This is a genomic window from Candidatus Bathyarchaeia archaeon (assembly GCA_035283685.1).
Lineage (GTDB): Archaea > Thermoproteota > Bathyarchaeia > Bathyarchaeales > Bathyarchaeaceae > DATETJ01.
Genome location: DATETJ010000003.1, coordinates 1 through 17261 on the forward strand (window position 1 = coordinate 1; position 17261 = coordinate 17261).

A 17261-nucleotide genomic window follows, 5' to 3' on the forward strand; every position below is an offset into this window, starting at 1 on the left:
GATGGTGGACTTGGAAAGACTCTACGACAATATTAAAGATGCACAATGGTTTTTCATTGAGAAGAAGGATGGAACAAAAATCGGTTTTATTTCCCATTTTCTGTCAGCGGGCGAAACGGAGATAGGCTATAACATCGTGCCCAACGAGCGAAACAAGGGCTATGCCAACGAAGCGATTCAGGTAATAATCGACTATCTATTTCTATCCAAAGACATAATGAGAATTCAGGCAAAGGCTGACACAGAAAATGTTCAATCATGGAAAGCGCTTGAGAAGGCTGGGTTCAAACGAGAAGGCATTCTCAGAAGAACTTTCTACTGCCGTGGAAAGTGGAGAGATGACTGCATATACAGCATCATACGCGAAGAATGGAAAGAACCAAAAATACTGACAAAAACAACTTCAAGATAGCTCAGATTTGTGTGTGTGCATAGAAATTCTATCCAACCAACCCATTCGTCGTTTCTGTGTGTGTATGCATAGAAACTCTATCCGTGCGCGCTACACACTCTGCCAAATACAAACAAACGCGTACAGATAGACAAGCAGTGACCAGAACAAATAGCGTGCGCAAGGTTCCTAGCGTTTTCTTCACTGTTGAAGAAGGCTGAATCGCGCGTAAAGGTAATCTGACCGATATAAACAACTTTACGGGAGTGAGTGTTGAGTCACATGGATGTTAGCAGAGTCGCCGATGAGAAGTACATCTATTTAACGACTAGAGGTAGGAAGACTGGAAATCCACACACAGTTGAGTTGTGGTTTGCAATAGCTGGAAAGAAAATTTATCTTAGCCATGAAGGAGCGTACACTGACTGGATGAAAAACATTCTTGAGGATGGTCGAGTCGAGTTTAAGATCGGAAAGATCCAGTTTAAGGGCAACGCTCGAATTGCTAAAGGTGGGGAGGCTTTTGAATTGGGAAAACATGCTCTCTACCTTAAATATTATGGCAATGCAGACGAAGACACAATTAACGACTGGTTCTCAGAGTCAACAATAATTGAGATTTCAACGATTGATATGCTGTAAAGGTGAGATTCACTACGAATCCCCTACTAGAATTTCTATCCCAAACCCAAACAGAAGGCGCGCGCTTGCAAAGTTTTCGCTAGTTAGCTAAAAATAGAAAGACCTGGTCAAATTTTGCGCTGTTTGGTAACCTTATCTGACTCGGAAATTTCCTCTTCTCTCAACAGGGTCTCGCTTAATAATCTAATTAGCTCACTTACGATTTTTTTCAATACAGGTTTATCACACGTTTCAAGATCAAAAGTTCCATCCGGCGTCTTAGCTTGCGCATAGTTTTGCATGATGAACTGCTGTATTATTCTTTCAATATAACCCGATTTTTCCTGTTTAATTTCCTCTCTTATATCTCCTAAATCTATTCTACTCATTTTTCTTCACACCTATGAATTCATAACGCACCAGCAATAAAACTAACGCTAGCTAGCTTTTTTTGTGTCTCCGTCGTCGTTATTTTGCGTCGTCGTCGTCTCGTCGTCGTTTCCCCTGTGTGTGTGATCGAAATTCTATGCACACACACAGTTTGACTGACTATCTGACTGACACTCTCTCTGAGTCACGTAGAGAGTGACACACAGAGAGAGACACACGCAAGATAGACAAAAATATATGAGCAACAGATGAAGAAAGCTGTTTAGAGCCGAACTCTAGGAAATAGACCAAGTGAAGCAAATTGGCTGAAGATAGGTTAAACAGACTTAATCTATTTGAAGCGGTGGTTTTTGCCCTCTATGGTAATTGGCTGATTTCTCTCCTTGTTGACAAAATAAGTTTTTCAAAATTCCCAGCTTCTTTCAACGTGTTTGGAGAGTGGTATCAGGCTGTCTGTGTTGGGCTTGCATTTTTCTGTCTGATAATTCTTTTTGCATTTTCAATATTTGCACCTAATTCCGTGAGAAATTGGTCTGTTTTTGTTATATATACTGGTCACGTTGTTGGGATATATGCAGCGTTCTCCGTTGAGGGTTGGACTCGTTCCAATTTAGTTTTCTTTTTTATTGGTCTTGCCCTCTTTTGGACAACCTTTGTCATCGAACTTAGAAGGATACGACTGAGTAGGGAAAGAGTCAATGCTCCCCCGCCTACCTGAGAACTTCGACTTTTTTCTCAACCCAGAATTTTTGTCTTAATGTGGAGCGCCACAGAAAAAGACAAAATCGAAGCAGGCAGAGGTTGATTTCGGGAAGTGGAAAGGCAAGTTATGAGTTCTTTAGGTGTGAAGACCTAACTTCCCCATGGCGTGTGTGAGAAGTCAGACCAAAATAGATACTTTTTTGACATAATTGTTCCAGACAAATGTTATTACGAGACTCAGGTAGAAAGAAAATCCATGAGCAACAACGTTGACTCCAACGCCAACGCTCAAGAATATTTCAGGTGAAAGAAAAATCTGAACAAGTAGCGAAATCAAAACTAAAAGATTGAATAGGACCATGAGTTTCGTGGATTTTTCTTGGGTTTTGAATTTTTCCCAATTCAAAATACTTAGACCATTGATAAGTGAGAACCCCAATAAGACTCCCTGAACAGCATAAACAACCCCAGAAGCTCCAAGTGATGGTTGAGAAGTCAAGAAGACCCAAAAGATATTTGATGCAACTGCTGACCCAAAAGCGCAGACCAAGAAAAATGACTGGATTCTTCTTTTAGTTTCGGATGTCAGACTGCTGTTGCAGACCGCGAACAGAAGCGTATATGCGAAAAGCCCGACCATGTTATAAGCAAGATGTATCGGACTCGAATGAACAAAAATAGAAGTCACGATGCCCCAAGGTGTTGCTCGGGACAACTCGAGAATGGAATTTGTAGGAGGATAAATTGAAAAGCTTATGTAAAGTGCTATACTGGAGACTAGGAGAAAAATACACGCTGAGAGAATTCTTCTGAAATCAAAAACAGTTCTCGAAAATGCCTGAATGCTCACTCTCAATTTCAGATTATTCTTTTTCACGATTGCAATCACATTGTTTGTAGATTTATTCTTTTAGAGCGCGCTAGGTAAACTGAGGATTATCTGTCGGATTCAACTGAGAGAGATTAGTCTTTATGCTTTTGTATCTCAGAAAGAGAGTTGATAGTTTCTTTTCGCAATGCAGCCTCAATAAATTCTGACTTTACTATTCCCAGAATATCCAAGTTATCTTGAAAGAGTCTCTTTTGGGCATCCTTGAGTTTTTGAAGGTCTTTTTTCTCTTCTTTTGTTTCTTTCGGTTCTTTCGTTTTCTTCTCGCTGATGCGTGCATGAGACAAACGATGTCTTATTTCCGAAAAGCGCTTTTGTCGGTCTTTGTTTTCTGGAAGCACGAAAATTGCTTCGAATGCTTTGCCATTCAAATCAAAAGCGATTTTGTAGGCATTCATAAAGCTGTCATCGAAATTGCCCTCGACAAAAGAATCAAGAGATAAACGAAGATAATGCATAAGCAAGTCAACATCGTTGCGGGTATTTTCATCCGAAATCCTCTTTAGAAATTCATCCTTGATATTTCGTATGAATTTTCCTCTATCACTTATTCCGAGTTCTCTGTGTAGAATTAGAGTCCTCCATGACATGTTTGAGCCAATTATTGATGTGATACTGAAGAGGAGCATCGTTAATCCGAAAAACATGTCTGAAGTACGTCCCTCTACCGTTTGCGACAATCCCAATGTCAAAAGCAAGCCAACGAAAAAGATCGAGAAAGTTGGAATCATTGGAAAGTCTCCAAGTCTTTTTCTTGTGAATAAGTGAACCACTAAAGGTATGGAAACCAAGGAAGCAGCACCCAACCCATACACTGCAAGGTAAACATCAGTAATAGGCACATGTCGAGCTACCCAATACAACAATGATATTGCTTGGACAGAAAAACACGAAAACATGTAGAAGACATATGTGATGCTCAATGTAGTAGTTAACAGCATTTGCCCTATCAACATCATGCAGACAGTAATGGCAATAGAAATGAACAGTAGGTCAAATCTAAAAATCAGCAAAACATTCACTACAATGAACGCTACTGAAAACAAGGCGAGGTAAGCGTTTACGTTATTGAGAAGGTTTTTTCTTAGACGGGTGAACACATCCAATTCATTTTTCCCTCAGGCTATAAGCGTATTAGCTTAGACTATCGGATTCGTTCCAGCTCCTGAACCCAAAACGAATCTCGATTGAATACTACCTGCCTGTTCTTTGTGTCAACATAAGGTTTTCCACGAGTCATCATACAATTCCCCAAACAGACCTATGCATAATGCCGGAAGCTTGTTGTTGACACCTAGAGTAGTTGGGCATCAGCATCCATACAGTCAGGAGTCCGCAAACATGGAAGTAGTAGTCAACGTACACGCGGCGCAGACTACTACTTCTAAACCTGAAGCACCTCGGCATTACTACAATTTCTATGCAGAAGCTAACGACTCGTAAAAATTCAGATCGCTATAAACAGTCTGCGCCTGCAAGTTCAACTACAACGGTCCAAGCACAGCCAGCAACACAACCATGTCGGCTTTCACGCTATCGCGGCTCTTCTCAGCACTGCTAAGTCGCCCTCCTCAGGTGAAAGGTCGGTGGGAACAAACAAGTGCCCATTGTAGTAATCCATGCTGCTTATTTCAGGTAAATTGAGCCTAAACGGATCTTTCTCTTCAGGCTTGTTGCTGACGCCCTTAACGCTATGGTAGTTTCCAGCAATCGTTCTTATCGTGCCTGACTTCCTGTAAATCATTCTCACGACGTGATTCATCCGGTCCCCCACGAAGATATTTCCTTCCTCGTCAAGCGACAGGGATATTGGTCCGTCGAATCGCGCCGCTGGATCACTGCCAAAGGTAGCTTTCAGGGCGTCTCCATCGTCTCCTTCATAACCTGCCTTTCCGGTTCCTGCTAAGGTATTGACCACACGACGTTTCAGGTCAATCAACCTAACCGCGAAATTCCTGCTATCCAGAACGTAGATGTTACCACCAGGTCCTCTCCTTATGTCGTAGATCCAGCTGAATTTTGCTTCACCAAAATCTACTGCGCCAGACTGGAAACCAGATGTGCCATCACCAAGGGTTAACACAGGCTTACCTGTGCCGTCAAACCTCCAAATCTTGCAACCTTTGACCTCGTTCACCCACACTAAGCATTCATCGTCCACCACACAGTTGCCAGCATCTTTCATCCCTAATCTGGAACCATCAACGAACAATTCGGCTTTCTTTCTTTCAACATCAATGCGATAAAGGCGGGCGTCGCCGAAGTTTGAGACTGTAAGGGTGCCATCGGGCAGATTGTCTATGTACATGGGATAATTCAGTTCTGCAACGATGTTAGGCGTGCCCTCAAAAACTTGACGCGCCGCCACTGTCCACTCGAGTCGATCATCTTCTCCTATGAGACCTAGGAAGTGCTTTTGATGAAAAATTGCATAGTGATTTCCAGCCCTGTCATGAAAACCGAAATGCGGCAACCCATCCTTCAAGAAGTCCCCTGCTCCGAAGTGAACTATCCTTTCAACGACCCAGTCAGCCAAAACCGCATCTCCAAGCCCTCATTAATCCACGCCAGCATATTTAGTTTGATGAACATTACTCCTTCGGACGCCCTCAAACATGAGGCGCAAACCACTGCTTCCAAACAGAAACCACTTCAGTGTAATCACCTGACCTAAGCGAAAGTTAATAACATCTGAAACACTCAGACCCGCATTCCAACATCCAAGAAGTTGCTGTAACAAAGCACTACACCAGTCAACACCGCTGAAAAACACAAAACAGCGCCTGTTTCTTTCTGGAAAACTTTATTTCAGTTGAAGCATAAACTGCATTTAGGTTCAAGCAATGGTCGAAGTCAAGAATCTGAAACTCACAGTTGTCTTAAGGAAAGAAGAAGAGGGAGGTTACTCAGCCCAGTGCCTGGAGCTCCCAGGAGCCATCAGCCAGGGAGAAACAAGAAAAGAAACCCTCACCAACATCCGAGAAGCCATAGAAGGCTACTTGGAAGCATTCCCAGAAGAGCTGGAACATCTCAAGCGAAAGAGAGAGTTGGTGCAAATAACTGTCTGAGAAGCTACCAACCCTTTCTTGGCGAAAAATAATCAAGGCACTCAACAAAGCTGATTTCAAGGTCGTTCATCAAAGAGGCAGCCACATATTTCTGACGGATGGTAAGCACAAGGTCACAGTTCCACGACATGAAGCAGTAAAGAAAGGTACCCTTCTTTCGATAATGGCTCAAGCAGGACTAACAAAAGAAGAATTTCTGAAACTTTTGAGAAAAAAGTGAACCAAAAAGAAAACTGACCTCTCCCGTAATATTGAAAGATTGGATTCATAACATCCGACTTGGATAGAATACTCAAGAGGGAAATCCTGTGGAGGCAACAGTAGAAAACATAGAAAAACTCGACGTAACATACGACAAAGAACGAGACATACTCTACATAAGCTTCGGCAAACCAACAGAAGCCGACGAATCCAAACTAACCCAAAACGACATAGTAGTAAGATACAAACACGGAAAAGTCATAGGCCTCACAGTCATAAGCTTCTCAAAAAGACTACCCTCAGAACACCAAACAGCGCAGTAAACGAAACCACGTCTCCAAGCAACCTTCTCCTAACCAATAAGGAACGAACCCTACTTCAAGAAATAAGCAGTCTACTTGAGGAAATCATCAAAACCATAGACCATAAAAGAACCCAAACAGACCACCAGAGAAAAGCGCTCAAACTTTGTTGATGACACTAAGAGCAGTTGGGCATCAACGCCCACACAGCCAGCCGCCTACAACATGGAAGTAGTAGTCAACGTACACGCGGCGCAGACTACTACTTCTAAAGCAGAAACCCACCTCGGTGTTATTACTGATTCTAAGCGGAAGTTAATAACATCTGAAAAGAAACCCACCTCCGACATCGAAGAAGTTGTTGTGGCAAACCCTTCAACGTCAACAACAACTTCAAAACAGCCACAGCCCTTAACACATGACATTGGGAGGCGTTGATGTCACCCGGAACACACTGATGATGACGTCCGTACAGCTTCAGCCACACCCATACGTGATGATGATGAAACCATAGCGAAAGTCAACTTCATCACGCACACAATCACAACACTGGCAGAAGAAGGCCTTAAGGGTATGTCACCTTCTTCTTCGACACAGTCTTCACAGCCGCAGCGCTCAACATACTCAAAGCCACGCATACCAACATTAAACGTCACGCATGCCAACATTGAACGTCACGCTAAAACACGAGCCAACAGTGCCAGAAACACCATACAGAACCATGAACAGGGCCTAAAAAGCAAACTGAAAAGTGGAACTTTCACGCTGAAAAAAATTTTCAGCACTCATACTAATAGACCCCAACCCTGACGCCATGAATCCGCCTACGCCTCACGCTTAAGCAGATGCCCCAACATAACCGCGAACTCATCCAAACGGTCTATGCTAATATTCTCACCTATCACGTGACCCACATGCCCAGGACCCATAATCACAGTCTTGATGCCAGCCATATGATACAGGTACATGGAATCAGTTCTTCCCAAACCAATACGCAGTTGAGGTTGATACCCAACAACGCGTTCACACGACTTCACAGCCAGCTTAACCACGTCTTCCTCTTTATCAACGAGGTAAGGCAACTGCACATTTGAACTGAACTCACATTTCACTTTGACATCCTGCAAGTTCTCAAGCGCGGACCGAATCGTCTGAATTATCGCCTGAGGATCCTCATTTGGCAGAATCCTTCTCTCACAAGTTATCCTGCACTCGCTTGGAACAATGTTTATGGCTCTGCCGCCTTCGATCAGAGCCACGTTAACAGGCATTTCTCCCACAAAATCACCCATCTTAAATTTGCCCAACGGAATCTGCCTCAACGCCGCTATTACATTGACCATGTCGTAAATGGCGTTCTTTCCTTGATGCGGCGTCGACGAATGCGCTTCTTTTCCAATCGTCGTAACTGTGAAAGAGACTCGCCCAGTGCATCCGAGGCTCACTGTCCACTTGTCGTTCCGAACTGTGGGCTCAATGTTTACGCCATAGTCAGCAGTAAACCCACGATTATTAGAGAGAAAATACGGCATACCCAGCAGTCTCTTTCCACCTAGTTGGATTCCATTATCCTCGTAGTTCACGAACTGAACAATCAACTTGGCAAACCGCGAACTGTCCAAACACGAAAGCGCAGCCAAAGTAGCAGCAATCCCTCCCTTCGCATCAGAGGCTCCAAGCCCAATCAGCCGAGTGCCTTTCCGCTTGGGCACCAACGCGTCACCCCATTCAATCGAGGGCGGCACAGTGTCAAAATGCGTGTTCAAGAGGAAGACTTTATCTCCATTGAACGTTCTTTCAGCTGTAACGTTGAAAAGATCGTCAAGCGTAACCTGAAAGCCCAGCGCCTCAAGCTGTGCAGACAGGAAATGGGCGCAGTCTTGCATGCCCTTTTCAACTTTGTCCAACGTGACTTGATATGTGGGAAACTCGATCAGTTGCTTCAAAATTTCAACAGCGTTCATATTCTTGGCAACCTACTCGTGGCTTTGAACTTCAGAGGTATCCTGTTGAGTGCAGATAAAATCTTGCAATGGGATGCCGAACCCGTCTGGAATGATTTTAATATGGGATCAGCCATATCATCTGCTTCCAAATTCATGGGAGCATGCACATTCATGTCTGGAAAACCTCTAGTCTCAATTGTTACAGCGGGCATGTCCAAGTTTGGGCGATTCGACGGCGTTTACGGCAGAGAACTCTTTGTTGAAGCGGCGAAGGACGCCTATGAAAAATGTCCAAATCTCGATCCAAAAAGAGACATCAAAGCGTTGATTGTGGGCCAAATGGGCGAATCTTTTGAGCATCAAGGGCACACGGGTCCAACTGTGGCAGACTGGATTGGGTTGACGCCGATCCCCACAATGAGAACTGAAGCTGCCTGCAGTTCATCTGCAGTTGCCATACGAGCAGGAGTCATGGCAGTCATGTCAGGCCTTTACGACGTGGTGATGGTAGGCGGCGTCGAAAAAATGACCCACAGGAAAACCTCAGATGTCACTGAGTATCTCGCCATGGCTTGCGACTTCCCATTTGAGCAGTGGCAAGGCGCAACTTTTCCAGGTTTATTCGCTATGGTTGGCCAAGCGCACATGCACAAGTATGGCACAACTGAAAAGCAGATGGCGTTAGTCGCCGTTAAGAATCATCGCCACGGCGCAATGAACCCAAAAGCACACATGCAAAAAGAAATCTGCCTGGAAGACGCATTGTCTTCAAGGGTTGTGGCTTGGCCTCTGAAACTGTACGACTGTTCACTCATAACCGACGGAGCCAGCTGCCTAGTCTTGACCAAGCCTGAAATAGCGAAGAGATTCACTGACACGCCAGTTCACATAATCGGCTCAGGACACGCCAGCGACACGATTGGCTTGTATGAACGCGAGAACCTAACAAACCTTGACGCCGGTCGACTAGCTGGAGAGGAAGCCTACAAAATGGCAGGCATCAAGCCCGAAGACATTGACGTAGCCGAAGTTCACGACTGCTTCACAATCGCTGAGATCGTCGCGTACGAAGACCTAGGCTTCTGCCCGCGCGGCAAAGGCGGATGCCTAGTCGAGGACGGACAAACAGGGTTAGATGGCAAGGTTGCAGTTAACACGAGCGGTGGACTAAAAGCTAAAGGGCATCCTGTGGGCGCAACGGGCACGGCGCAAGCCTACGAAATCTACCTACAATTAACCGAGCAAGCGGGGAAACGACAGGTGAAAGGAGCTGAAATCGGCTTAACCCACAACATCGGAGGCTTGGGCGCAACGGGAGTAGTTAACGTTTACAAGAGGGGATGAAAAGCAGATGTCTGAAGTTCGACCTTTCACGATAGAGAGCTTCTACAAGTTTGTGGGCGAAGGCAAACTGATGGCAGCCAAATGCATCAATTGCGGAGCCGTGACTCTGCCGCCCCGACCCGCATGCTCAAAATGCTTGTCCCAAAATTTGAAATGGATTCCCGTGGACGAAGAGTGCAAACTGTTAACATACACCATGATTCACGTGTCGCCCAAAGAATTCGAATCAAAGGTTCCCTATGCCCTCGGCATCGTCAAGTTCGATGACGGAAGTCAGCTCCTAGGCATGATTCGAGACATCGAACCGAACAAGATTCAAATCGGCATGACACTCAAAGTGGACTTCGAAAAGACTTCGACATCGCCCTCAGCCCCTGCACAAACACAACCGCAATGGCCACAATGGCCAAGGTACTTTTTCAAACCAGCGTAAACAACAGTGGCATTCGGAGAAACACCACAAACTATATTATGCTGTTGGCATTCCTCTGTGCCGCAGAAATGCTTCGCGTCTGAAAAGCGGTGAAATGCAGTGAACGTAAAAGCCGTGGTGTTTGACCTTGACGGCACAATCGTCAGCTTCAACTTAGACTACAAATCAGCACGCGCAGACGTAATACAATTCTTCACTAGCCAGGGATTTCCGCAGTCAATTTTCTCGATGAACGAAAGCGTGTTTGAAATGCTGAAGAAAGCCGAAATCTACTTGCAGAACCACCGTGTAGGCGCTAAGGACCTTTCGAAGCTTAAAAAAGACGTTTGGAGTATCATGGAAAAGTACGAGATGGAAAGCGCCAAATCCACACAGCTGTTGCCTGGGATAATTGAAACGCTTCAGGCTTTGAAAAAAATGAGGCTTAAGCTGGGGCTCTTCACTGTAAACAGCCAGAGAGCAACTGAACACATTTTGTCAACGTTTCGGTTGAAGCCTTTCTTCCGAACAGTTGTAACCCGAGATTCAGTGGACTTTGTGAAGCCTAACCCGATTCACTTAGAGACTGTCTTGAAAGCATTGAAAGTCAAGCCAGAAGAAACCATAGTTATAGGCGACAGTGTACTCGACATGAAGGCAGCACAAGGACTCGATGTTTTCGCCGTTGGTACGTCAACAGGCTTTGCTACGCCAGAGCAACTGACCCGGGCAGGAGCCAACTGCCTGATCTCATCGCCGCTAGATATCATCCCTCTTGTGGAAAAACTCGACCAAACTGAATCAGCAACAGACTGACTCCATACCTAGTGATGGATTTTGAAGCTGTACCTGCTCTGTGATGGATTCGTCACTTTAGACAAGAGTTTCCTAGTTTACATGAAGTACATGGCACAGCCTTACGAGGCAGCCATAAAATCCCTCCTTATTATGGCTGAAAGTGAAAACATACTAGTTGACACTGGAATAGGCGAGCCGCCAGAAAAGTACCGAAAATTCTATGCAGTAAAAAGGGAGCCTGAGCACAACCTGAAAGCCCAACTAGCCCAGCAAAAGATGAAACCTGAAGACATAGGCATTGTGATAAACACGCATCTTCATTTTGACCATTGCGGCAATAACGCCCTTTTTCCGAACGCCAAATTCATTGTTCAAGCCGACGAATTCAGGTATGCTCAACAGCCGGAGAGATTTCAAGAAGCAGCTTACATCAAAGAGCTTTTCAACATCAAAGCCCATTACAGACTCGTTCAAGGCGGGCTTAATGTCACAGAGGACGTCTTCTTGCTTCCAACTCCAGGTCATTCTATTGGACACCAGTCAGTTGTCGTCAAGTCGGGTGAAAGGAACTATGTTTTCTGCGGCGACGCCGCGCCCGTTAAAGAAAGTCTGGAGAAGAGGAACATACCCGGCGTGCTCTACTCTTCCCATGAAGCCCTCATGTCAATTGACCGCTTGAAGGCAATAAGCAATTCAATGTACATTTACTCTCACGACAACGAACAACTAATGCTTTAGAAATGGAGCCCCGGGCGGGATTCGAACCCGCGACCTACAGCTTTCTTGAGCCTATGTATACAAGGCTATTGCTCTACCGGCTGAGCTACCGAGGCACACTCATCAACAACAAGCAACCTAATATTTTAAAATTTGGTGACGAGAAAAAAACAAGTTCTTGGTGCCGGGGGCGGGATTCGAGCCCGCGACTTCTGGACTGGGCGTTTGCCCCTTTGTTCTCCAGATTATGAGTCTGGCGCCCAAACCAAGCTAGGCTACCCCGGCAAACGTGCCATAGCTCTAGCGCGAGCGTTAATTTGAGGCTTTCTAATGCCGCCTAGGTTATATTTTGGTTTTGGACTGCGTGTAGTTTGTCTTCATTCACACACGCTTATTATCAGCGACAGAAGAAAGACGCATCAGAATGGTGATTCGAACATGGAAATAGAAGACATAATGATAAACAAAGTGGTTACGATAGATCCAAACGCCACTATTAGAGATGCTGCCAAACTCATGAACAAGCATGAAATTGGGTGCCTTATAGCGATCAAGAAGGGAAAAGCCTTGGGCATAATGACTGAAAGAGACTTGCTGAAGAGAATTGTGGAACAAGGCTTGAACCCACAAAAAACTAAGGTTCACCAGATAATGTCCAAACGCCTAGTCGTAGGCGCACCGCATATGGAGATTGCAGACGCCGTTAGACTGATGCTGCAGAAGAAAATCAAGAAACTGCCCATCGTCGAAGAGGGCACGATAATCGGTTTGATAACACTGACTGACATCGCGCGGACAGCGCGCATTGAACCTCAAATGGTAGGCGTCATCAAAGAACTTCAAAAGTCAGGTTGGCTGCCACCCAAGCACATGAAAAAAGTATTAGACTTCTATGTAGTTTAAGAATCAGTGTTTTTCAAGCCGTTTAACTGTGTCACGTGTTCCAACGTACACCACGTCAGCAAGGCCTATGAACAATCCAGTTTCAACTACGCCAGAAACACACTTAAGCCTAGTGTCAAGCTCCTTTGGATCCTCGATTTTCTTCATCCACACATCCAAAAGAAAATTCCCATTGTCAGTCACAACGGGTCCGACTTTGCCCGTTCCCATGCGGAGAACAGGTTTACCTCTAAACTCGCGAATCTTTGACATGACCGTAGCTACGGCGAATGGTAAGACTTCAACCGGCACAGGATGATTAACTCCAAGACGCTTGACAAGCTTGGTTTCATCAATAACTATCACCTTCTGCTTGGAAGCCAAGGCGACTATTTTCTCTCTCGCCAAAGCGCCGCCCATACCTTTTATCATGTTCAAGTCTGGGTCAACTTGGTCAGCTCCATCTATCGTTAGATCAAGTTGCGGATGCTCATCCAAAGTTGTTACTTGTATGCCGCAGTCCACAGCCAGTGAGAATGCTTGATGCGACGTTGGCACTCCGAGAATGCACCATTTCCTTTGACGAACAAGCTTGCCTATTTCATGTATAGCATAGGCTGCAGTGCTTCCGCTGCCAAGTCCAATGACCTGATTATTCTTGACGTGTTTAACGGCTTCTCTGGCAGCGCGCTTCTTGGCATCTTCAACCCAACCTGTGCTGCTAGCTTTCGCCTTCAACTTCCATCTGTCCTAGTCTTTCAAGAACCTTCTCAACTTCAGCCCTAATCTCTTCAATTCGTTTTTGAGCGTCGCTCCTAGGCGTTGGCGCTAGTGTAGGCTTTTTGCGAGGCTTCTTCTTATCTTTCTCCTTTTCTTTCTCGGGTTCTTCCATCGATTCCAAGCCACGCGTTGGCAGTTCAACTTTGGTAGTTGCAGCCTCTTCCTCAGCCGCCTTTATTTCCAACCGCGTTCTAAGTTCATCCACCTTCTGACCTAGCTCATCGAAGCGCTCGCTGAACAGCTTAACCAAGTCGTCCTGCATCGATTCAAGTTCATGCAATGCCACAACAGATTCGCTCTTTGAAATGCTGTCCCGAATAGTAAGCATTCGATCTTTGTAGTGTTCGCCGATTTTCTCCCTTTCTTCCTCCGTTATCTTGCCTTCAGCTTGGGCTTCATACAAACGTCGAATGGCAAAGCTCAATATCTCTCGCTCAAGGTCAAGCATCTTGAGCTTTTCCTTAGCCTCTTTAGCTTCCTCTGTTGTGACTGTGTGCTGCGACGTTAGTGAAAATCGCTTTGTCCACGCTTCTGTCGGGGAAACAGCTGCTGGCTCAGGCGCAACTTTCTTTTTGGCTTTTCCCATTCTCGTGGCATAAAACACGACGAGAGCGGTTGCAACTGCTCCACCCACTGCTAGAGCATAAAATAGCCACTCGGAATCTGCCACGAGGTTCCCTCAACTGACATCAACGTTTTTCATCGTAGGTGGTATATAAAATTGATATCACGCTTTCAACGTGGCGACAAACAACTCAGCAGAGCGACCTGAACTCGAGCAGCAGATTCCAGGCAAGTGCTCAACCTTAACTTTTGAAAACGCTTTCTTGGTTGCTTGCTCAATCTGTTTAGAGTCAAAACCTAGGTGGACGTCGCCCATCTCGTCTCTGAATTCGGCGAAAGTGTGAGTGCATAGGTCAACTATCACAGCTTTTCCAGCCTTGTTCAGGACTTGCCGAACACTCTTGAAAACCTTGTTTATGTCTGGGCAGTGGTGCAGCATAAGGGTCGAGAACACAGCGTCGAATCGCTTTGGAATTGTCGCGTATTTCCGAGCCATGTCCGTGCTTCCTTGGATGTTTTCAGCTATTCCAAAAAATGGGATGATATGCTCTTTTTTCTTTTTTAGAGCCAATAGCATGGCAGGTGTGGGGTCCATGGCGTAGAACGAGGCATGAGGCATAAGCTTCCTGACTTTTGAAGCCAATTTTACTGTGAAGAAGCCTGAGCCAGCTCCCATGTCCAGAATCTGGGCGGTTGGCTTGAGTTTTGGAGTGGAGTTTAGGCGAGTTACGATGGAGTCCACTATCCTTTCAATCCCTTCCTTGCCGAAGTATCCTAGAACGATTTTGTCTCTTCTTTCAGCCTCTTTCTCGGTAAAATGGCCGATCTCTTGAACAAGAATGCTGACGTTTTCGGCATTTAGTTCACGCAACAGATCAGTCAGTTTAGCTGTGTGTAGGTATTGTTCAAGAGTGAGCTGAGGCATGGTTACTCCTCTCTAGGTTTCTTTCTGCCCAGTCGAATCTTGGCGGTCAATATCTTCTCTGTGGCAAACAGCCTAGCGGCTACGAAGAGTATCACGACTGTGAATATAGCCACGTATCCAATGCCTAAGGCAGCAGTGAAATAATCACCTGTTATGGTTGCTCGAGCTGCCAACATTGGGTGCGTGAACGGTAACGCTAGCAGAAATATTCTGAATCCTAGAGGAAGTGTGTTGATGTCGGCAAACATTAGCACTAGCATGGGAATGAGCAGCGGGGTGTACACGAAGCCAAGCAAGGATTGAGCTCCACGCACATCTTCGGCGAAGACTGAAACCACAACAGCTAATGCCAGCGCTGCGAGCAGTGCAACGAAAACCGAGAGCCCAAGAATAATATAGCTTAGAAGACTAGGTGCCATGCCAACTGCGGCGAGGTCGATGGGCTGCTGTGCTACTGCTCCGAAAGTGAATGAACCCATGTAATAAATTACGCCCAGAACTGTGGTTACAGCGCCGATTGCTGCAACAACCGTTGATCCTGCAAGCTTCCCCATCAGCAACGTGAAGCGACTCAGGGGCAAACTCATCAGCGTTTCCAAGGTTTTTTCTTCTTTCTCGGTTGCCACCGATGTTGCTGCCAACTGCATGGCCAAGATGATTAACATGAACAGAGCTAGAGGCAATCCTAATGACTGCGATTGAGCAAATGCGAACAGAGCTGATGGGTTCACGTCGGCTGGTTTTCCTTTGATAATGGAGTTTTCTGATACATTGATGGGGTCCAGGACAGTCTGTGGGTTGGAGAACTCTTTCTGAACAATTTCGTGTATCAGTTTCTGTTCAAATGAGTCTACCAAGCTCTGGGTAATCGTGAGAGTGAGCGACTCGGTGATTCCGCCTCCTCTGAAGACCCCGTAGACTCTCAAAAAGCCTTGCTCGCCTTCAGTGATGTTTTTGCTAAAGCCGTCCGGGATGATCAGCACTGAGGTTACATTCGATGCTTGAGCCGCTTCGGCAATCTCGTCCATGTTTCGCGCTTCAATAGACTCAACTTTCACGTTTGGTATCGATCTCAAGAAGTCTGTCAAATTCCGGGCTACAGGCCCTTCGTCGAAGTCTGCAACTGCGATTGGCACAGTTCGTATGCTTTCTTGCATGGCTTCGGTTGAGGTGCGCAGCATAAACCCCATTAGTGGGAAGATGAGAAGAGGAGCCAAAACCATGCCTAGCAGTATTCGTGGGTCGCGCACCATCTCTTTGACTTCTTTCAAGATTATGTTGACCAATGCGCTAGGCAAGACCTGCCACCTCCACAAACACTTCCTCCAAATTCGCCGCCTTATGCTTAGATTTGAGCTCCGATGGCGAACCTTCGACAATGATTTTGCCCTTGTTCACCAGTGCCACTTGATCGCAGAGCTGTTCAACCTCGAGCATGTTGTGGCTGGAAAGCAGAACTGTGACCTTGTGCTCCTTGGAGTATCGTTTGATTATTTCTCGAACGTGGTAAGCGTGTAACACGTCCAAGCCGCCGGTCGGCTCATCCAACATGGCAAGTTTGGGTTTGTTCATTAATGCACGTGCTACGAGTAGTCGTCGCTTCATGCCTTTGCTGTAAGTTTTCACTCTATCCTTTAACCTGTCTCCGAGACCTGAGATCTTAGCTGCATCTTCAACCATTCGCGTCAGATCATCATTGCTCTGACTGTTGAATTTGCCCATGAACTGCAGGTACTCGTAACCTGAAAGGTTCTTGTAAGCACCAGCCTCCTCAGGCAAATAAGTAATGAGCTTTCGAACTTCAGAAGCTTCGTGAACAACGTCTCGACCAAAGACTCGTGCTGAGCCGTGAGTTGGCAAAATCAGCGTCGAAATAATCCTGAGCGCAGTTGTTTTTCCTGCGCCGTTTGGTCCAATCAACCCGTATATTCTGCCTTCTTCAACCCGGAATGTCAAACTGTCTAGTGCGAGGATGTCTCCGAGGCGTTTTGTCAAGCCGGAGGCTTCGACAGCGTTAGTCATGTCTTATTCCACTTTTCTCGAAAGAAACTCCTCGAGGCTTATAGGATTTTGCCAAACAGGCATGATGTTAGTCTATTTAGGGCTGAGTTGCTCTTCGCGTGTGGTGGGGCCGGCAGGAGTTGAACCTGCGACCTACGGGTTTCTCCTTTTTTTGACCGCTCCAGAACTTCTTCATTCTCACGGTCGTGAGTCCGCAAACCCGTATTCTTGTGGCTTGCTTTCTGGAGCCCGTCGTCATCCCTGGCTAGACTACGACCCCACCATTGGCTAGCCACCTTCAAGACAAGGCATGATCAAAATATAACCA

The 17261-nt window shown here is 45.8% G+C and carries 22 protein-coding genes and 3 tRNA genes; 13 read left to right on the forward strand and 12 right to left on the reverse strand.

The genetic code is table 11. The features are described from left to right. The coding region (locus VJ249_03465; protein ID HKZ93627.1) for a GNAT family protein at positions 1 to 412 on the forward strand (412 nt) is incomplete at its 5' end. Between the two features lie 261 nt (positions 413 to 673). After that, positions 674 to 1033, forward strand: coding sequence for a nitroreductase/quinone reductase family protein (locus tag VJ249_03470; protein HKZ93628.1), 360 nt, complete (start codon positions 674 to 676; stop codon positions 1031 to 1033). 107 nt (positions 1034 to 1140) lie between these two features. Here VJ249_03470 and VJ249_03475 read toward each other — a convergent pair whose 3' ends face one another. Then, on the reverse strand, positions 1141 to 1401 hold the full coding sequence (locus VJ249_03475) for a hypothetical protein (protein ID HKZ93629.1): 261 nt from the start codon (positions 1399 to 1401) through the stop codon (positions 1141 to 1143). A 302-nt stretch (positions 1402 to 1703) separates the two neighbouring features. Here VJ249_03475 and VJ249_03480 point away from each other — a divergent pair, with 302 nt between their 5' ends. Beyond that, positions 1704 to 2120, forward strand: a complete 417-nt coding sequence (locus VJ249_03480; GenBank protein ID HKZ93630.1) for a hypothetical protein — start codon at positions 1704 to 1706, stop codon at positions 2118 to 2120. A gap of 947 nt (positions 2121 to 3067) precedes the next feature. Here VJ249_03480 and VJ249_03485 read toward each other — a convergent pair. After that, a complete protein-coding gene (locus VJ249_03485) occupies positions 3068 to 4015 on the reverse strand; it encodes a hypothetical protein (protein HKZ93631.1) in 948 nt (315 codons plus the stop codon). 265 nt (positions 4016 to 4280) lie between these two features. Here VJ249_03485 and VJ249_03490 point away from each other — a divergent pair, with 265 nt between their 5' ends. After that, positions 4281 to 4436, forward strand: a complete 156-nt coding sequence (locus VJ249_03490; protein HKZ93632.1) for a hypothetical protein — start codon at positions 4281 to 4283, stop codon at positions 4434 to 4436. Between the two features lie 85 nt (positions 4437 to 4521). On the opposite strand, the gene VJ249_03495 is transcribed toward VJ249_03490, so the two are convergent. After that, the gene (locus VJ249_03495; protein HKZ93633.1) at positions 4522 to 5529 is read right to left on the reverse strand and encodes a hypothetical protein; all 1008 of its coding nucleotides are present in this window, start codon (positions 5527 to 5529) and stop codon (positions 4522 to 4524) included. A 307-nt stretch (positions 5530 to 5836) separates the two neighbouring features. Here VJ249_03495 and VJ249_03500 point away from each other — a divergent pair, with 307 nt between their 5' ends. The 4 genes from VJ249_03500 to VJ249_03515 all read left to right on the forward strand — a co-directional run bounded on the left by VJ249_03500 (position 5837) and on the right by VJ249_03515 (position 7002). Continuing rightward, positions 5837 to 6061, forward strand: coding sequence for a type II toxin-antitoxin system HicB family antitoxin (locus VJ249_03500; protein HKZ93634.1), 225 nt, complete (start codon positions 5837 to 5839; stop codon positions 6059 to 6061). Between the two features lie 31 nt (positions 6062 to 6092). After that, positions 6093 to 6281 carry a type II toxin-antitoxin system HicA family toxin gene (locus VJ249_03505; GenBank protein HKZ93635.1) on the forward strand — a complete coding sequence of 63 codons (189 nt, stop codon included), beginning with the start codon at positions 6093 to 6095 and terminating at the stop codon, positions 6279 to 6281. Between the two features lie 88 nt (positions 6282 to 6369). After that, positions 6370 to 6585: a DUF2283 domain-containing protein gene (locus VJ249_03510; protein HKZ93636.1), complete on the forward strand. Its 216-nt coding sequence runs from the start codon at positions 6370 to 6372 to the stop codon at positions 6583 to 6585. 204 nt (positions 6586 to 6789) lie between these two features. Next, positions 6790 to 7002: a hypothetical protein gene (locus tag VJ249_03515; GenBank protein HKZ93637.1), complete on the forward strand. Its 213-nt coding sequence runs from the start codon at positions 6790 to 6792 to the stop codon at positions 7000 to 7002. Positions 7003 to 7388: 386 nt separating this feature from the next. On the opposite strand, the gene VJ249_03520 is transcribed toward VJ249_03515, so the two are convergent. Continuing rightward, positions 7389 to 8528 (reverse strand): M20/M25/M40 family metallo-hydrolase, encoded by a 1140-nt coding sequence (locus tag VJ249_03520; protein ID HKZ93638.1) that lies wholly within the window; start codon positions 8526 to 8528, stop codon positions 7389 to 7391. Positions 8529 to 8573: 45 nt separating this feature from the next. On the opposite strand from VJ249_03520, the gene VJ249_03525 reads away from it, so the two are divergent. The 4 genes from VJ249_03525 to VJ249_03540 all read left to right on the forward strand — a co-directional run bounded on the left by VJ249_03525 (position 8574) and on the right by VJ249_03540 (position 11802). Continuing rightward, the gene (locus tag VJ249_03525) at positions 8574 to 9854 is read left to right on the forward strand and encodes a thiolase domain-containing protein (GenBank protein ID HKZ93639.1); all 1281 of its coding nucleotides are present in this window, start codon (positions 8574 to 8576) and stop codon (positions 9852 to 9854) included. A 7-nt stretch (positions 9855 to 9861) separates the two neighbouring features. Beyond that, positions 9862 to 10287 carry a Zn-ribbon domain-containing OB-fold protein gene (locus VJ249_03530; GenBank protein ID HKZ93640.1) on the forward strand — a complete coding sequence of 142 codons (426 nt, stop codon included), beginning with the start codon at positions 9862 to 9864 and terminating at the stop codon, positions 10285 to 10287. Positions 10288 to 10386: 99 nt separating this feature from the next. Continuing rightward, positions 10387 to 11082, forward strand: a complete 696-nt coding sequence (locus VJ249_03535) for an HAD family hydrolase (GenBank protein ID HKZ93641.1) — start codon at positions 10387 to 10389, stop codon at positions 11080 to 11082. A 21-nt stretch (positions 11083 to 11103) separates the two neighbouring features. Continuing rightward, a complete protein-coding gene (locus VJ249_03540) occupies positions 11104 to 11802 on the forward strand; it encodes an N-acyl homoserine lactonase family protein (protein HKZ93642.1) in 699 nt (232 codons plus the stop codon). A gap of 3 nt (positions 11803 to 11805) precedes the next feature. On the opposite strand, the gene VJ249_03545 is transcribed toward VJ249_03540, so the two are convergent. Beyond that, a tRNA-Thr gene (locus tag VJ249_03545) sits at positions 11806 to 11897 on the reverse strand. Between the two features lie 63 nt (positions 11898 to 11960). After that, positions 11961 to 12066: transfer RNA gene (locus tag VJ249_03550), tRNA-Met, on the reverse strand. A gap of 153 nt (positions 12067 to 12219) precedes the next feature. Between VJ249_03550 and VJ249_03555 the strand changes: the two genes are divergently transcribed. Next, entirely contained in the window at positions 12220 to 12684 is a 465-nt protein-coding gene (locus tag VJ249_03555; GenBank protein ID HKZ93643.1) for a CBS domain-containing protein, read from the forward strand. A gap of 3 nt (positions 12685 to 12687) precedes the next feature. Here the strand turns inward: VJ249_03555 and rpiA are convergent, their stop codons facing one another. The 6 genes from rpiA to VJ249_03585 form a co-directional block, all read right to left on the reverse strand. Beyond that, positions 12688 to 13401 (reverse strand): ribose-5-phosphate isomerase RpiA, encoded by a 714-nt coding sequence (gene rpiA, locus VJ249_03560; GenBank protein HKZ93644.1) that lies wholly within the window; start codon positions 13399 to 13401, stop codon positions 12688 to 12690. Beyond that, positions 13385 to 14113: a hypothetical protein gene (locus VJ249_03565; GenBank protein HKZ93645.1), complete on the reverse strand. Its 729-nt coding sequence runs from the start codon at positions 14111 to 14113 to the stop codon at positions 13385 to 13387. The genes rpiA and VJ249_03565 overlap by 17 nt, the downstream gene beginning before the upstream one ends. Before the next feature lie 57 nt (positions 14114 to 14170). Continuing rightward, complete coding sequence (locus tag VJ249_03570; protein ID HKZ93646.1) at positions 14171 to 14932, reverse strand: methyltransferase domain-containing protein; 762 nt, start codon at positions 14930 to 14932, stop codon at positions 14171 to 14173. A gap of 2 nt (positions 14933 to 14934) precedes the next feature. Further along, complete coding sequence (locus VJ249_03575; protein HKZ93647.1) at positions 14935 to 16230, reverse strand: ABC transporter permease; 1296 nt, start codon at positions 16228 to 16230, stop codon at positions 14935 to 14937. Then, entirely contained in the window at positions 16223 to 16954 is a 732-nt protein-coding gene (locus VJ249_03580) for an ABC transporter ATP-binding protein (protein HKZ93648.1), read from the reverse strand. Before VJ249_03580 ends, VJ249_03575 begins: the two co-directional genes overlap by 8 nt. 101 nt (positions 16955 to 17055) lie before the next feature. Further along, positions 17056 to 17213 (reverse strand) — tRNA-Trp (locus VJ249_03585). Positions 17214 to 17261 lie beyond the last annotated feature (48 nt).

Excerpts from the sequence above, each read along its gene's own strand:
- VJ249_03470 (HKZ93628.1), top strand. The coding sequence starts at position 674 with ATGGATGTTAGCAGAGTCGCCGATGAGAAGTACATCTATTTAACGACT.
- VJ249_03475 (HKZ93629.1), bottom strand. The coding sequence starts at position 1,401 with ATGAGTAGAATAGATTTAGGAGATATAAGAGAGGAAATTAAACAGGAA.
- VJ249_03500 (HKZ93634.1), top strand. The coding sequence starts at position 5,837 with ATGGTCGAAGTCAAGAATCTGAAACTCACAGTTGTCTTAAGGAAAGAA.
- VJ249_03515 (HKZ93637.1), top strand. The coding sequence starts at position 6,790 with ATGGAAGTAGTAGTCAACGTACACGCGGCGCAGACTACTACTTCTAAA.
- VJ249_03520 (HKZ93638.1), bottom strand. The coding sequence starts at position 8,528 with ATGAACGCTGTTGAAATTTTGAAGCAACTGATCGAGTTTCCCACATAT.
- VJ249_03530 (HKZ93640.1), top strand. The coding sequence starts at position 9,862 with ATGTCTGAAGTTCGACCTTTCACGATAGAGAGCTTCTACAAGTTTGTG.
- VJ249_03555 (HKZ93643.1), top strand. The coding sequence starts at position 12,220 with ATGGAAATAGAAGACATAATGATAAACAAAGTGGTTACGATAGATCCA.
- VJ249_03570 (HKZ93646.1), bottom strand. The coding sequence starts at position 14,932 with ATGCCTCAGCTCACTCTTGAACAATACCTACACACAGCTAAACTGACT.
- VJ249_03580 (HKZ93648.1), bottom strand. The coding sequence starts at position 16,954 with ATGACTAACGCTGTCGAAGCCTCCGGCTTGACAAAACGCCTCGGAGAC.